14 protein-coding genes and 1 other annotated feature are annotated in these 16,650 nt (G+C 32.3%); of the genes, 9 read left to right on the top strand and 5 right to left on the bottom strand.

Annotation, left to right across the window (positions count from 1 at the left end; translation table 11 throughout):
* Nucleotides 1-133: 133 nt before the first annotated feature.
* Together GC105_RS08005 and GC105_RS08000 are read right to left on the bottom strand one after the other, a co-directional pair.
* Entirely contained in the window at nucleotides 134-757 is a 624-nt protein-coding gene (locus GC105_RS08005) for a response regulator transcription factor (protein WP_152803484.1), read from the bottom strand.
* Nucleotides 754-1,917, bottom strand: a complete 1,164-nt coding sequence (locus GC105_RS08000; RefSeq protein ID WP_152803482.1) for a sensor histidine kinase — start codon at nucleotides 1,915-1,917, stop codon at nucleotides 754-756. The genes GC105_RS08005 and GC105_RS08000 overlap by 4 nt, the downstream gene beginning before the upstream one ends.
* A 268-nt stretch (nucleotides 1,918-2,185) precedes the next feature.
* On the opposite strand from GC105_RS08000, the gene GC105_RS07995 reads away from it, so the two are divergent.
* From GC105_RS07995 to GC105_RS07975, 5 genes are all read left to right on the top strand, one after another.
* Complete coding sequence (locus GC105_RS07995) at nucleotides 2,186-3,118, top strand: ABC transporter ATP-binding protein (RefSeq protein ID WP_152803480.1); 933 nt, start codon at nucleotides 2,186-2,188, stop codon at nucleotides 3,116-3,118.
* Between the two features lie 13 nt (nucleotides 3,119-3,131).
* Complete coding sequence (locus tag GC105_RS07990; RefSeq protein WP_152803478.1) at nucleotides 3,132-4,277, top strand: ABC transporter permease; 1,146 nt, start codon at nucleotides 3,132-3,134, stop codon at nucleotides 4,275-4,277.
* Nucleotides 4,264-5,430 carry an ABC transporter permease gene (locus tag GC105_RS07985; protein ID WP_152803476.1) on the top strand — a complete coding sequence of 389 codons (1,167 nt, stop codon included), beginning with the start codon at nucleotides 4,264-4,266 and terminating at the stop codon, nucleotides 5,428-5,430. Before GC105_RS07990 ends, GC105_RS07985 begins: the two co-directional genes overlap by 14 nt.
* Nucleotides 5,431-5,774: 344 nt before the next feature.
* On the top strand, nucleotides 5,775-6,002 hold the full coding sequence (locus GC105_RS07980) for a hypothetical protein (RefSeq protein WP_152803474.1): 228 nt from the start codon (nucleotides 5,775-5,777) through the stop codon (nucleotides 6,000-6,002).
* Nucleotides 6,003-6,109: 107 nt separating this feature from the next.
* Nucleotides 6,110-6,351, top strand: a binding site (T-box leader).
* A gap of 151 nt (nucleotides 6,352-6,502) precedes the next feature.
* The gene (locus GC105_RS07975; RefSeq protein ID WP_152803472.1) at nucleotides 6,503-7,870 is read left to right on the top strand and encodes a TrpB-like pyridoxal phosphate-dependent enzyme; all 1,368 of its coding nucleotides are present in this window, start codon (nucleotides 6,503-6,505) and stop codon (nucleotides 7,868-7,870) included.
* 48 nt (nucleotides 7,871-7,918) lie between these two features.
* Here the strand turns inward: GC105_RS07975 and uvsE are convergent, their stop codons facing one another.
* A complete protein-coding gene (uvsE, locus tag GC105_RS07970; protein ID WP_152803470.1) occupies nucleotides 7,919-9,178 on the bottom strand; it encodes a UV DNA damage repair endonuclease UvsE in 1,260 nt (419 codons plus the stop codon).
* A gap of 166 nt (nucleotides 9,179-9,344) precedes the next feature.
* Between uvsE and GC105_RS07965 the strand changes: the two genes are divergently transcribed.
* From GC105_RS07965 to GC105_RS07950, 4 genes are all read left to right on the top strand, one after another.
* A complete protein-coding gene (locus GC105_RS07965; RefSeq protein WP_152803468.1) occupies nucleotides 9,345-9,698 on the top strand; it encodes a LapA family protein in 354 nt (117 codons plus the stop codon).
* 302 nt (nucleotides 9,699-10,000) lie between these two features.
* A complete protein-coding gene (selD, locus tag GC105_RS07960; RefSeq protein WP_152803466.1) occupies nucleotides 10,001-11,032 on the top strand; it encodes a selenide, water dikinase SelD in 1,032 nt (343 codons plus the stop codon).
* 3 nt (nucleotides 11,033-11,035) lie between these two features.
* Complete coding sequence (mnmH, locus tag GC105_RS07955; protein WP_246169779.1) at nucleotides 11,036-12,142, top strand: tRNA 2-selenouridine(34) synthase MnmH; 1,107 nt, start codon at nucleotides 11,036-11,038, stop codon at nucleotides 12,140-12,142.
* Between the two features lie 39 nt (nucleotides 12,143-12,181).
* Nucleotides 12,182-12,640 (top strand): acyl-CoA thioesterase, encoded by a 459-nt coding sequence (locus GC105_RS07950; RefSeq protein ID WP_152803464.1) that lies wholly within the window; start codon nucleotides 12,182-12,184, stop codon nucleotides 12,638-12,640.
* Between the two features lie 113 nt (nucleotides 12,641-12,753).
* Here GC105_RS07950 and GC105_RS07945 read toward each other — a convergent pair whose 3' ends face one another.
* Both GC105_RS07945 and GC105_RS07940 read right to left on the bottom strand, forming a co-directional pair.
* Nucleotides 12,754-14,532 carry a YhgE/Pip domain-containing protein gene (locus tag GC105_RS07945; RefSeq protein ID WP_152803462.1) on the bottom strand — a complete coding sequence of 593 codons (1,779 nt, stop codon included), beginning with the start codon at nucleotides 14,530-14,532 and terminating at the stop codon, nucleotides 12,754-12,756.
* Between the two features lie 14 nt (nucleotides 14,533-14,546).
* Nucleotides 14,547-16,625 carry an MMPL family transporter gene (locus tag GC105_RS07940; RefSeq protein ID WP_207706960.1) on the bottom strand — a complete coding sequence of 693 codons (2,079 nt, stop codon included), beginning with the start codon at nucleotides 16,623-16,625 and terminating at the stop codon, nucleotides 14,547-14,549.
* Nucleotides 16,626-16,650: the final 25 nt, after the last annotated feature.

Here is a 16,650-nt window from a genome sequence, read left to right as displayed (position 1 = left end):
TGCTTAACACATAATACATTGTCAAATTGCCAACGTGGGCTTTATAACTGATCTTTAAAATTTTCCATATATTTTCTCATAATATCCTCTTTCACAAGGCGTTTAAAATGATAAAACCTTGTATGATTTCAATCTATTTTCTCTTATAATAATCAACTGCGATTTGTGTTCTATCCCTTAATTCTAACTTCTCTAAAATTGAACTAATAACGTTCCTTATAGTTCCTTCACTTAAATATAAATGTGCAGCTATTTCTTTATTAGAAAAACCTTCTGCAATTTGTAAAATAATATTGTGTTCCTTTTCTGTAATACCATAATCTATATACGTGTTACTTTTATTATTACGATTCATAAGAGTTGGTAGCTTTGAAATAATTTCGTTACCATAGACATTTTGACCCATATACACTGCTTTTAAAGCAGGAATAATACTGTTAAAGTCTTGTTTTAACATGTATCCTTTAGCTCCAATATTTAGAGCTTTTATAATATAATCATCGTCTAGGAAGGTTGTCAAAAAAAGAATTTTAGCTTCAGAATTATTACTTAAAATAATCTCTCCTGCTTCTAATCCAGAAACACTCCCCATTCGAATATCCATAAGCAAAATATCTGGATTATATCTCTCATACCCTTTAATAGCCTCATCTCCACTTGTGCCTGTAGCTACTACAAAAATTTCGGGATCTTCCTCTAATATTATTTTTAGTGAAGAACTCACTATCTTATCATCATCGACAATAAAAACTTTCATAATACTTCCTCCTGAGCTTTTTTAATGGGTATTGTAATAAATATCTTAAATCCGTTTTCTCCTGATAATCGAATAATTCCATCAAGACCATATACTCTTTCTATCATATTCTGAAGTCCCATTCCTTCACATCTTAAAATCGATTGATTAATTTCTTCTATTTTCTTTTTTTCTAAATTTGATATTGTACCATTATCTTGAATAATTAATTGATACATAATAGGGTGCTCTGCTAATATAATAGAAACACTGGTTGCTTTAGAGTGTTTAATTATATTAGACAAAGCCTCTTTTATTGTCCATATAAAAAAGTACTTCAAAGAAAGTGGTGGAGAAGAAATCAGATTATAATTTAAATTAACTAAACAAAAACTAAAATCACTTACTAAATTGTTTATGGTACTATATAAATCTATAGATTCATCATGGATATTGTGAATACAATGGCGAATACTATCCATACCTTCAGATAGAGAATTTTGCAACACCTTTAAACCTTCTTTTGTGTCATCTTCTTTACTAATAGTAAGTAATGCTCCTATGTGTATTAGAGAACGAGAAATCAAATGCCCTATATTGTCGTGGATTTCTTTAGAAATTCGGTTTCTTTCATTTAAAGTAGCTATATGAATTTCATTATCTTGTTTTTCTAAAAGTTTGTAGTTTTTATCTTCTAGTAAATTTTTTAATTCCTTCGAACTATCCTGATATGTATGGTATTCCTTAAGTAAATTATTAATTTTGGAAGTTTTGTACTTAGATAAATAAGATAAAATTATAAATACAACAAGCAATGATAATATATAAGTATCATAGTTAAATATATATATAACAATGGGCAATAGAAATGCAATACTGAATTTCCAATCATCTGTATTAAAAATATCATATATTATAACTGGCAGGAATAATAACATTCTTGGAGAAATAATACATAAAGCAGTAAATAAAATTACTGATATTCTATTGATCTTCTTATTTTCGAAATAAGAACAAATACAGCTCAAAATAATAACAATAAGCATAGGTACAGGAATATTTCCTGTATCAACACCTTTAATATATAAAATGGAACAGCATATGAAAATCAATAATTTATCTATAATTCCAAGCATAAATTTCACCATTACTGAGGAACGATCCCCATCTTTCTTTTTCAAATATATCACTATTTTTTTATAATCACAACTGAAATACTTTGTAATTCGCTGCCTAATAGCTTTTGTTTAAAACTAGCCTCCTACAATTATACAATATTTTAATATAGTTATTGCAATGTACTCGCAACTACAGTCTAATATGTAGAAACAATATTAGCATATGACATCTGTCACAAAAGATAATGACTCTCTTCACTACCCTTTTTGCACTCATTCTTATATAGTAAAATTATAAAAAAAATATGTACTAATTTAAAGGAGTAAAATTATGCTAGTAAAAGTTAATAACTTAGTGAAAAGGTATGATCAATTAGTTGCTATTGACCACCTAAATTTAGAAATAAAAGAAGGTGAAATATTTGGGTTACTTGGACCAAATGGCTCAGGAAAGTCGACATTTATTAATTGTATATTATCTTTGTTAAAGTATGACAAAGGAAGTATCTACATCTTTAATAAACCAATGACACCTGATGCTTATGATATTAAACGTGATATAGGTGTAATATTTCAAAACGTTGCAGTATTTGATGAATTGACAGTCTACGAGAACATTGCTTATTTTTGTAGTCTCTATGTAAAGGATAAAAGCGAAGTTAAAAGACTAACTCATGAGGCAATATCTTTTGTTTCCTTAGAAGAATATATAAAGCATTATCCTAAAAAACTTAGTGGCGGATTATTACGAAGGTTAAATATTGCTTGTGGTATTGCACATAAGCCAAAGTTAATCATCTTAGATGAACCTACTGTAGCTGTTGATCCACAGAGTAGAAATAAAATTTTAGAAGGAATTAAAGAATTGAATAAACAAGGCGCTACAGTAATCTATACTACCCACTACATGGAAGAGGCTGAGCAACTTTGTAACAGGATTGCTATTATGGATAAAGGTAAAATCCTTGCTTTGGGATCAAAAGAAGAACTAAAAGAAATGATATCTATTGGAGAAAAAATTACTATTGAAGTCTTTGAATTAAATAATATAAGAATTCAAGAAATAAAAAGACTACCTAATGTTTTATCCGTTGAATATCAAGATACTATCTTAACTATTAAATCAATCAAGGGAAAAAATAATCTAGTTCATATCATAGAATATTTATCATCACATGAAATTATTTTTCATCAAGTAATTACAGAACAACCTTCATTAAATGATGTATTCTTAGAAATAACCGGCAAAGAGTTGAGAGATTAAAGGAGGATTTTCCATGATTCAATTGTATTTAACTAGACTAAAATGTCTAATAAAAAACAAAGAGAATATTACTTGGACCTTCCTATTCCCCATTATACTCTCTACCTTTTTTTATATGGCATTTACTAATATTTATAGTTCACTAGATTTTCAATCTATAAAAATTGCCCTTGTTGACGATCAAGATTACTTATATTCAAAAGAATTTCACCAAGCCTTAACTACTGCTTCAACATCAGATGCAGAAGATAGCATCAAACTTTTTGAAGTAATAGAATGCGATCGAAGTGAGGCACAATCGTTACTAGATGACAATGAAATTATCGGTTATATATTACAAGGTAAAGATATGGAACTAGTAGTAAAATCTTCAGGCTTTAATCAAACAATTATAAAATCATTCTTAGAAAGTTATACCCAGACAATGAGTACCTTACAAACTATAGGCGTGTCACAACCTGATTCTTATCCACAATTAATTGAAGATATAAGTAATCCGTTAAAATATATAGAAGATACATCAATAAATACCACCTCATCAGATATAGTTTTGAATTACTATTATGCACTATTAGCTATGGCAACTTTATTTGGTTCTTATTGGGGCCTAAATGAAATTATCAATATACAAAGCAATTTTTCTTGGAAAGGAGCTAGAGTCAATGTTGCACCAGTAAGTAAGATGAAATTACTACTTTGTAATATGATGGCAGCTTTAACTGTTCATTTTATTGGCATCTTACTTTTAATTGGATATTTAACTTTTGTACTCAATGTTGATTTTGGAAATAATTTTGGATATGTGATTTTAACTTGTTTTATGTCTTGTATCTTGGGACTATCATTTGGAACTATGGTTACAGCTATAACTAAAAATAGCGAGAACTTTAAACGCTCTGTTCTTTCAGCAATTGTAATGTTTTCTTGCTTTTTATCGGGTTTAATGGTGGTACAGATGAAATACATTGTAGCTACAAAAGTACCCTTTATGCAGTACATTAATCCTGCTCATATCATTACAGATGCATTTTATAGCTTATATTATTATGATACCTATGAAAGGTTTAACATGAATGTCAGCTTAATGATCGGTTACACTTTGTGTTTCAGTTTAATTACCTATTTTGCTATTAGGAGGAAAACACATGCAAGTCTTTAAATTGTATATAAAGTTATTTACAAAGGCTCTTCCAACCATTGCAATCTATATTGGAGTCTTTCTAGCTATAGTTGTTTTATCTACTTTAAATAATAATGATACAAATAGCACCATTTTTGAGGAATCAAAAGTAAGAATTGCCTATATCAATCGCGATGAAGAAAGCATATTGTTACAAGGATTTAAAAATCATCTAGGCAATAGTAGTGTTTTTGTAGACATTGAAGATACTGATGAAGGATTAAAAGATGCGTTATTCTTTAGAGACGCAACTTATATTCTTATAATACCAGAAGGATTTACTAGAGATTTTCTTAGTGGTAATGAACCCATCCTCAACAAAATTCACTTGCCAGATTTTATGGATGCCACTATAGACTTAGCTGTAAATAATTATTTTAATACTGCAAGAACGTATTTAAACCATATAGAAAATTTATCAGAAAAAGAAATTGTAGAAAAAGTTACAAGAGATTTAAATACTAAAGTTGAGGTTAATATTTATTCAGGTAAAGTAGACCAAGTAGATAGTAGCAGTACTATTTTCTATTACGATTACTTAGTCTATGTTATTTTATCTGTAATGATTTTAGGAATTGGTTCTATTATGATTACATTTTCAAATTTAGATATAAAAAGAAGAAATCTTGCTTCGCCTATATCATTAGTTAATTATCAATTTCAACAGATTCTAGCTTATCTTTTCTTTGCTGTTATTTGTCTAGTAATATTTATTTCTATAGGACTTCTTCTTACTAGTCAATCACTGTTTCAGATAACTTCACTGCTCCTTATATTAAATGTAATTTCATTTACTACATGTGCTCTTAGTATTGCATATCTTGTAGGTTCTCTTGTAAAAAGCAGAGGCTCTACAGACATGATTGCTAATGTAATAGGCTTAGGTATGTCTTTTATTGGTGGAGTATTTGTTCCTATTGAGTTCTTAGGCGAGACTGTAATACAAGTTTCTAAATTTACTCCAGCTTATTGGTATACAACGGCAAATGGAGCAATCGCAAACTTAACTAATTTTACGTGGAATAATTTATCTAGTATTTTTAGTCATATGCTCATACAATTAGGTTTCACTATTGCGATATTCGCTGTAGCTTTGGTTATTAATAAAAATAAAAGTACTGAAGCTGTTTGATTTTCAATTCAATTATTCCTATTAAGAATAATTGAATTCTAATTGTGAATTGCGTTTGCATAGTAAATTATCTATAGTATTAATATAGTTATTAACTAAGAACTTTAAAGATGCAAAAATAATTATGAAACTCTCTTCTTAGTTTATAACATTATAAAAGAATATAAGCAAATTACTTACTAAATTTGAAACTATATAGAGGCGTGCCCTCCATGCCTCTATATAGATGTATTAAATTTTATTTTTCTTGACTATGCTCACAAATTTTCACTAAACTACTCTAACTTTCTTATTATAAAATAATAACTAAAGGATATACTATTTTATAAAAGGAGTTTTTAATTTTGTTCGAGTACACATTTGAAGCAAATGAAGATATTAAACTATTAACTTCACATAATCTACAACAAGTTAATAAAAAAGTTATAACTTATGAAAATTTCACTTCTACTTTTCTTACTTATGCCGATGGTTTTTCTGTAGAAATGAAAGAGTATACAGATAAAGTTATAATAAAATCTAATAGAGAATTAGTAGAAAATGGTGACGGTACGTTAGACGTATTAATTTAATAATCTATAATTTTTTGATTGTCTCTTATCCAGTTGAATTGATTAACGATATTAAACAATAAAAAATAATATTGACAAAATATATAGAGTATAAGATAATTACATTAATTAAACTATTGATAGAGAGAAGTATGCTTAACACTATACTTATAGAGATCTGCAGACGGTGAAATTGCAGAAGTAAAAGATTAGTTGAATGGACTCTTGAGGGTAACTGCGAAATATTTAAAGTAGTGGTTAACGGAAACTTCTACCGTTATTTGAGGAGTGCACATGATTGTGTGTAATAGAGAGGATCTTTTAGGTCAATTCGGGTGGTACCGCAGAAGTTTAAACTTTTGTCCCAATTTTGGGATGAAGGTTTTTTTTATGCTTAAAATGTTTTACTGTTACTAGGTTAGACTATTAATACTAGATAATAAAGTAAATATTAATATCTTACCTGTCATTATAAAAACCCGGAAACACAAGTTTCTGAGGTATCTAAAGGAGATTTGTATATGAAAAAAATACCTTACAAAACTTATCTAACCGAAGATGAAATGCCAAGGCAATGGTATAATATTCGAGCAGATATGAAAGAACAACATGCACCACTTTTAAACCCTGGAACCTTAGAACCTCTTACTACAGAAGAACTTTATCCTATTTTTTGTGAGCAACTGTGTAAACAAGAAATGGACACTTCGACTCGCTACGTTGATATACCTGATGAGGTATTAGATTTTTATAAGATGTTTAGACCTTCACCTCTAATTAGAGCCTATAATTTAGAAAAGGCTTTAGCTACCCCAGCAAAGATTTACTATAAGTTTGAAGGTAATAACACTTCTGGCAGTCACAAACTAAATGCTGCTGCTGCAATGGCATATTATGCGAAAGAACAAGGTATTACTTCATTTACTACTGAAACCGGTGCTGGTCAATGGGGTACCGCTTTAGCCCTTGCTTGCTCGCATTTTGGCCTTGATCTTACAGTATTTATGGTGAAAACTTCATTTGAACAAAAACCTTTTAGGAAAGCAGTTATAGAGACTTATGGAGCAAATATAATTCCAAGTCCGTCTACTACTACTGAAGTAGGAAAAGCAATTTTAGAGCAAAATCCAGATACTGGAGGTAGTCTTGGGTGTGCTATATCTGAAGCAATAGAGCAATCTATGAAACAAGAAAACACTAGATATGCCTTAGGCTCTGTTCTTAATCAAGTACTTCTTCACCAATCTATTATCGGGCTTGAAAGTAAAATTGCTATGGAAAAATTAGGAGAGTACCCAGATGTTATAGTTGGTTGTGCAGGTGGCGGTTCAAATCTTGGTGGACTTATGGCTCCATTTATGCAAGATAAACTTACAGGTAAAGCCAACCCAAGGATTGTTGCAGTAGAACCTTCCTCTTGCCCTTCCCTTACCCGTGGTAAATATGCTTATGACTTTTGTGACACTGGTAAAATTACTCCACTTGCTAAAATGTATACATTAGGTAGTGGTTTCATGCCTTCACCTAATCACGCAGGTGGTCTACGTTATCATGGAATGTCTCCCATTGTATCTAAGCTATACCATGATGGGTATATGGAAGCAGTTTCTGTTGATCAAACTACAGTTTTTGATGCAGCTGTTAAATTTGCTCAAATAGAACAAATACTTCCTGCCCCTGAATCTTCACATGCAATTTATGGTGCTATTCGTGAAGCTCTTAAATGTAAGGAAACTGGAGAAGAAAAAACTATTTTATTCGGTCTAACAGGAACAGGGTATTTTGATATGAATGCATATGATCAATATAATAAGAAAGCTATGAATGATTATATACCTACAGATGCAGATTTACAAAGAGGTTTCGATAGTCTTCCAAATGCAGAATAAGAGATTGTATACACAAAAGCAAACCACTTACTAGTGGTTTGCTTTTAACTATACTATAAAATAGTAAGAATCCATAAGATAGGTTTGATTATATTTTTGTGTCAATTTCCATAATAAATTTTTAATAGTCTTTAATGTTACTTTCCCTTTTTCATAATTTTCTAAACTTTTAAAAAAACTACTCCTTTCTTTTTCCAAGGCAATGTCTTTAAAATAACCCCAAATATGTTGTGCTGCATTTATTGAATGATTTATATTAATTTCTTTTTGTAATGCATTTTCAATTAAATTATAAAAAGAAATGACAGGGTAACTATCCTTATCATTAAGCAACTTTCTAATTTGTAAATAATTTGTAGGTGCTTTTTCTAATACAAGGTATTTGTATCGGGTCCACTCAAGTTCAAGAGCTGAAATTTTTCTATTATTTGTGGTACAATTTATACATTTGATTGCAGAAAGATTTTTATCTTTTACTTCAAGCATTATATCGAGATCTTGTCTCCCCTCTAGAGTTTCGTAATAATCTAAGAATCCATTGACATTTATTGTTGTAGAGTGTGATCCAATTCTTTTTAAAACATCTTGCTGGGAATAATGTACTTTTTGAAAACCATCTTTCTCTTTCCACGTTTCCCTACATAACTCTATCCAATGAAAATCCTTTTTTTCTTTATCAAAAGGATTAATTTGACTATGAAGGTTATCGTATATCACAGGTACTTTTATTGTTTTACTAATATCTAGCACATCACCTATATTGTATAATTTATCATCATTTTCTATTACGATTCTGCTTTTTACACTTTCATCTAACTTATAATAATTCGTAATAAATCTTGTTATTGCTTCTTCCTTATTATTATAAATTCCTCCGATATGTAAGACAATTTTATGTTGTGTTCCTACATCAAAGCTATCCAAAAAACGGTTATGGTATTTTAAATCTTCAATAGCTCTATAAACTACATCTTCATTTGGTGAATTTAAAACCGTATACTGCCCAGGATGCATAGATATTCTAATACCATTAGAATTAACTTTATTACCCATTGCTGAAAATCTGTTAGAAAACAAATCCCACCATGGAAGTGTATTTATAGGACTTGATCCAAAAGGAATAACATCTGAACTGAGTCTAAATAGCTTAATATTATTCTTTATATTATAATCAATTATATTCTCTAAGGAATTTAAATTATGAGATATTAATTCTAGTAATTTGCTCTCACTAAAATTTTTCATAATGCAACTTTTAAAATTAGTATTTGGTACACCTACAGTAAGACATGCATATCCTATGCTCATATTTAACTCCTTTCAAATCTACAAGATAAAGTTTCACTTTATTTTATACCTAAGTTAATAAAATATCCAGTCACATATAAAAAATCAAATCCTTTTGTTTAGTTTCCTTCTATATTCTTATATGTTATAATTTAGATATAAACTAATGAAAATGAGGTGTTTGTAAATGAGTTGGAAATTCGTTCTTACATTATTTTTTGCTTTAATTGTTGCTATATTCGCTATCCAAAATGCTACACCTGTAGATGTAGATTTTTTGTTTTGGAATATATACGTCTCACAAGCATTGGTTATACTCATTTCTGCAATTTTTGGGGCTATTATTACTATGTTGCTTAGCCTTATAAAACAATTTAGATCAAATACAATAATAAAAAATGAAAGAAATACTGTTACAGCACTAGAAACTGAAAACAAATCACTAAAGGAAAAACTTGAAATACAGATTACTGATAATCCAGATAGTGTAAAATGTTCAGATAGTACAGATAATAACAATGATTCAGGAAATATAGAATAAAGCAAAAGTTTATTCAGTGGTTTTTTTATCCCATACTGAAATATTAGTAGAACCAAACGGGATAAATACTGTGGGTTCAAGCGAGAATTCACCAAATATCGTCAATAGCCCGATCAAATCATTGTCTTGGCTATAAAAGAAGAACATTACTTTTTAAATTAACGTAATGCTCTTTTTTATATCCATACTGTTTAAATTTTGTTACATAGATATACTATACGTTAAAACATTTAATATTGCCCTTTTCTATTATGTTATAATGTATAAAATCTTACCATACTAAAAAGAAAGAAGATGTTTGCATGGAAACTTTTAATTTAACCGAATATAGTCATGGCGCTGGTTGTGGTTGTAAAATATCTCCTGATATATTAGAAACTATATTAAAATCAACTGGAAATCAACAGAACTACCCCAATCTCCTAGTGGGCAATCAAAGTAAGGATGATGCAGCTGCATATGACTTAGGTAATGGGACAGCTATATTAAGTACTACAGATTTCTTTATGCCAATTGTAGATGATCCATTTACCTTTGGGAAAATCGCAGCTACTAATGCACTTAGCGACATCTATGCAATGGGTGGCAAACCACTTATGGCTATTGCTATTCTAGGTTGGCCTATTAAAATATTACCCCCTGAAATTGCTAGTGAAGTTATAAATGGTGGTCGGTCTGCCTGTGAATCTGCTGGCATCCCTTTAGCAGGAGGACATTCTATTGACTCACCTGAGCCTATCTTTGGACTTGCTGTTACTGGTATCGTTGAAAATAGTAAAATAAAACAAAATAATAAAGCTTTAGCAGGTTGCGAAATTTTTCTTACAAAACCCCTTGGTATTGGTATTTTAACAACTGCTCAAAAACGGAAAAAGATTGAAGATAATCATATAGATGCTGCTATTGAGGCTATGTGTACATTAAATAAGATAGGTAGTAAAGTGTCTGCCTTATCAGGTGTAGTTGCTCTAACAGATGTAACAGGATTTGGCTTATTAGGTCATCTAAGCGAAATCTGTGAAGGAAGTGGTATTTCTGCAAAAGTAGTGTATGATCAAGTACCTTTACTTCCAAATACTAAGAAATACTTAGCAATGGATTGTGTATCCGGTGGGACAAAAAATAACTTCAAAAGTTATGGTCATAAAATCGGTGCAATGACTGAAGAACAAAAATATATTTTATGCGATGCCCAAACTTCTGGAGGTCTCTTAGCTATTGTCAGAGAAGATACAGTATCTAAATTCCAAGAGCTTACAAAAGCTGCAGGTTTAACATTAACCTCTATTGGTCATACATGTGATTCTGGAGAAAAATTAGTGGAGATTATATAAATCATGAAGGATATGTGTAACGAAACTTTTGAAGACTTCCATCAAATAGTAATGAATAAAATACCTTTAATAGATGTAAGAGCCCCTATTGAGTACAACAAAGGCGCTTTCAAAAATGCAATTAATTTGCCCCTTATGAATAATGAAGATCGCCATGAAGTTGGTATTTGTTATAAAGAAAAGGGAAATGAAGAAGCAGTAAAATTAGGCCATAGATTAGTATCAGGCAAAACGAAGGAAAGTAGAATTGAAGCGTGGGTATCTTATCTAACATTATATCCTGAAAGCTTGCTCTATTGTTTTCGTGGTGGACAAAGATCTCAAATTAGCCAACAGTGGATTTTAGATAATACAGGGATTGTTATTCCAAGACTCAAGGGCGGTTATAAATCATTCAGAAATTATTTAATAGATGCCTTAAGACCTGCTGCTCAAAAGAGCAAACCAATCATACTTGGTGGTTATACAGGCTCAGGTAAAACCATATTGCTAAAAAAGTTGAAGAATTCTATTGATCTAGAAGATATTGCCAATCATAGAGGGTCTTCTTTTGGAAAATTCACCTCACCTCAACCTACTCAAATTAACTTCGAAAACAATTTAGCTTATGCTCTTATTCAACATAAAAGCAGTGAATATAGGCATATGATTCTCGAGGATGAAGGTCGTAACATTGGAAAATGTTTTTTTCCCAAAGATTTAGCAGAACATTTTAATTCTGGTCCAGTTATAGTCTTAGAAGCTCCATTACAAGAACGTATTAAACTGACATTGGATGAATATGTTTTACAAGCTCAGAGTCAATTTTTAGAAATCTTTGGACATGATACTGGTTTAGAAAAATGGCATTTGTCTATCAGCAAAAGTATAAATAAAATAAAAAAAAGGCTTGGCCTTGAACGCTACAGTGCAGTAGTTACTGCTTTAAACTCTGCTTATGCAGATCAATTAAACACAGGAAAGCATGATAAACATAATGCCTGGATAAAAATTTTGTTACAAGGGTACTATGATCCTATGTATCTGCATCAGCTAGAAAAAAAGAGTAATAAAATTGCATTTAAAGGCAATGCTTTAGAAGTGTTGCAGTATCTAAATAATTATCTCTAATACAATTACAAACATAGATAGAGTAAATAAGGAGCAATCATGAATAATAAAATAACTTTCGCTAGTGCAGAAACTTGCATGATAATGGATCCTATCCACAGCAATTCATTAGGTAATGTACATGGTGGTGAACTAATGAAAATCATGGATAATATTGCAGGCATCGTATGTGTGAAACATACAAAAGGTACTGTTGTAACGGCAAGAGTAGATGAAATAGAGTTCCACAAACCTGTTCATGTAGGAAATATTGTCACCTGCACTGGTCAGTTAGCTTATGTGGGAACTTCCTCTATGCAAGTAATGGTAAATGTTGTGGTAGACAGATTAGATGAGTCTTCAGATCAAGAACCAGCATTAACTGCCTTTTTTACTATGGTTCACCTTGTAGATGGAAAACCTTCAAAAGTACCTAAATTAGTTATTAATACAAAAGAAGAAGAAGAGCTTTATAAATTAGGCGAGAAAAAATATAAGGAAATAAAATTAAAATTATAGTGTAATCCTAACAAGAAATACAGAACCCCTTTGTTTTCTAAATGGGTTCTGATATATCTATTTGGACTTATATTTGGTTAATCTACTATTAAGTGTAATTTATAGGCATAGCTCTAATATAAACCAAACAAGTTTAATAGTTTTTGCCAAAAGGTTAACATTTCAGGCTCTGTGTCAGGTGATTTTAGTTCTTCGGACAGTTCTATGGGAGCAGTTTTTAATACAAATTGCACAAGGGTTACGTCAGTGTTTTTGTCAGATACAAAGGATTTAGGAGTAAAATCAGACCGATCATAATTTTTTGTCATTTCTTCTATTTCCACCTGTATAGTATCAGGAATATCAGCCACCGCGTCGTTTAATTTGCTTGTGCCCTCATTTAAGTCTTTAGCTCCCATGCTTAAATCTCCAATACCCTTCGTAAGCGAGTTGATACCTGTATGTACCTCGTCGTATCCTCCGGAAATGCTCTTAACTCCACTCGTGTATACACTAAGGCCTGTATGGAATTGATAATAGCTATTTGATAACTTAGACATTCCATCTTTCAGCTGTTGAATTTGCTCTCCAACATCTATTCCATGTAAAGATTGCTCTATTTCATTTGCCATTTTCGAAAGAATCTCAGCAATTATATCGATAGATTTTGCTATAGTATCAAGGCTACTATCAACTGCTTCAAAAGCTTCCTTTACTGAAGCATAAGTACCTTTGACCGTCTTACCTGCTACATAATACTCCATTAGCTTGTCAAGTGAGGCGCTCAATTGATCGTTACCGTGTACCTCTGTGTAGAGTTCAGTAGGGTCTATATCCGTATCCGGTATGGTCGATATTGTTGAATCAAGGGCTGAATAGGCAGTGTTATACCCACTTTTCAAGGTTTGCATACCATCGGTTATTTCTCTTAATCCGCCTTCAAGTTGCCTTAATCCATCAGGTAACGCGGCTAGGTCACCTAAATCAAATTCACCAGTGCTTTCTCCATCAATATTCTTTGCAATATCTGACAGAGCACCTTTAATCTGAGTCGATGCATTAATCAATTCCCCCGAATTATTACTAAGTTTCAATAATCCATCAGCAAATTCCGAAGATCCATCATCTAATTTTTGCGCTCCCAAATAGGTTTGTGTAATGCCATTTGACAACTGATTTACACCTTTATTCAGATTGCTCACAGCATCTGACATACTAATCATATCTTCAACCAAACTGTCGGTATCAGGCATTTCAATGTTCATGGAAATCGGCATAGCGGATATTTCAATCCCACTCATTGTAAAATCCTGAACATTTGCCGTTATTGTTATCTCCCCGATTTCTCCTGGCATAACCGTATGTGTGATCACCTTGTTTTTACCTGCATTAGCAATGGTGGCATTGGGCGATACTATATCTGTACACTTATCTGAATCGAAAGTCAAGGATACTTGAAGTATATAATTTTCGTAGAATACAGGATTTATAGATTCATTTTGCGTAATAGATATTGTAATTGATAAGGCGCCGTTTTTCCCTGCAAGCTCTGAAGGCGAAATTTCGTCTTTGTCCAGTTGATAATCTGCGGAAACTTTCCAGGGCAACTCTTTGGATTCAAGAGTTCCCTGATAATAAAAACTGTCATCTGTGGTATTAATTGTAATCATATCGTTAGTTTGTGTCAGCTTTTCCGACGATGTCATATTTCTCACGGTGCTATAACTACCGTAATCAGTTATCATTCCACCCTTAAAGCTATTAACTACATAAATGCTATTTACACTTCCCTCCAAACCTAATGTACCATAAACTACCTCCTCTTTTTGTGTAGGTGGCTCTGCTGCAATGACCGGTACAGTCACAGTAAAAATAAAAATTACCGTTAGAAATATAGATAGAAACTTTTTCATTTTTAAACTCCTTTTCAAATAGAATTATCTGTATTGTCGATATAGAAGTCGTTTTTCAACGTTGTTTTTTCAATAACCTTGTCAAAAATAACAAGTAGAGCAGGCAATACACAAACTACCATGACAAAGGATAAAGCCGTTCCCCTGCCAAGCAATATACCAAGTTCTGAAATAATTGGGTTACTTGATGTTGCCCCAAGAGTAAAACCTGCTGTGGCAAGAATACACGCAGATACGAGAATCGCTACTAAATTGTCAGAAAGTGTTTTCAACATGGCGTCGTTTTTTGGTAGTATTTTCCTCTCAATCAAGTATCTGTTAGTCAATAGAATGGCATAGTCCACAGTCGCACCAAGTTGTACGGTACTGATTATAAGATATCCTATAAAACTCAATGTACTATCAGTAAAATATCCAAAAGAAAGGTTTATCCATATTGCCGTTTCTATGCTAAACACCAAAAATATTGGAATTGTTAGCGAGCGGAATGTAATCAGCAAAACTACAAAGATCCCCAAAACAGCCACTAGATTGACAATACCTGTGTCAACCTCAACCACGTCCTTCATATCAAACAGTGTTGCACTTTGTCCGGTCAGATAATAGGTGTCATAATGCAGTGCGGCGGTGTCCATCACTGATAGAACAGTATCGAAGGATTGCTCGCCCTCCTCCGGATTATCAGTATTTAAAATAATACGCGAGTAATTTTGAGAGTAAAATTGATTGAGAGCTTCTTCAGGAACATACTGTGGAGGTATCTCAGCACCTACAGCTGTTACAAAGGAAACTACACTCGTCACATTTGGAATAGAAGAAAGCTCGTCGCAAAGCTCGGTTTCCCTACCTGGATTTCCCTTTGGTACCAAAAGTACAAGGGGATTTTCTTTCCCAAACTCCCCTTCAATCAATGCTGCGTCTCTACCAACGCGAGAACTTTCAGCTATACCATCCATACCGTACATAAAGCCTGTGCTAGATTGAGCAAGAAATGACGGTATCACTACAATAAGAGCCAATATAAGGAAAATCACTCTTGCTTTCATAAGTCCTTTGCCAATTCTATAGAAGCTAGGAACAAAGTTTTTATGCTGTGTTTTGTCAATAAGTTTATAGCTCACTAGTGTTAAAGCTGGTAAAAAAATCATTACGGACAGAAAACTCAGAATAACACCTTTCACCAGATTAATACCTAGATCCGATCCTATACCGAAGCGCATAAACATCAATGCTGAAAAACCAATAACTGTCGTAGCTGCGCTTCCTGCCACCGTTGGTAGTGCCCTCTTCATAGCAAGTTGCATGGCCTTATCAGGCTCATGTGATTCTCGGTAATCGTTAAAACTATGTAGTAGGAAAATGGCATAATCTAAAGAAACGGCAAGTTGTAAAATCGGGCTGACCGTTTGTGTTATAAAAGATATTTCACCAAAAAACACATTAGTGCCCATATTAATAATCACAGCTATTCCAATGGTAAATAAAAATAACAGTGGCTCTATCCACGACGTGGTGGAAAGGATCAGAATGATAATTATAGTAGGCAACAGAATAATCATGGCGTTTAAAACCTCTGATACTGCCATATCTTGCGTAGCAGAAGCATTAGCAGCATCGCCTGCCACAGCATCGTTTTCACCGATTAGGTCGTAGATTGATTCCATCACCGCTGATTCTTTTCCACTTTCGATAGATACACTTAACAAAGCATTGCCATTTTTGTAGTAGTTGTCAGTAATTGAAGCATCTAAAAACTCCAGTGGCGTTGCTAACAGTATATTCTTACCAAGAACGTCATCCAGCCAACTTACCGAAGTGACTCCAGGTATAGCTAAAATACTCTTTTTATAGTCGAGTGCCTCCAGTATTGCGACATCCATAAGCATGACCCTCGAGTTGGGTACGTCTCCGCTAAATTCTTCCTCCATAATAGAAATGGCTATGGTGGACTGAGCATCCTGTGGTAGATAATCTACCATGTCATAGTTAACCGAAACAAGTGTAGTAAATACTGCACTAATCAATGCCAGCGTAAGAAATACAGAAAATACGATTCTTTTATGTCTTGTTACCAGTCCCGAAATTCTCCTCACTGTCTATCCTCCTTAAAATCAAGTG

The sequence above is a fragment of the Alkalibaculum sporogenes genome (assembly GCF_009362815.1).
In the GTDB taxonomy this organism is placed as follows: Bacteria; Bacillota; Clostridia; order Eubacteriales; family Alkalibacteraceae; genus Alkalibaculum_A; species Alkalibaculum_A sporogenes.
Note: the sequence above shows the minus strand (reverse complement) of the source record. Positions and strands in the feature narration are given on the sequence as shown.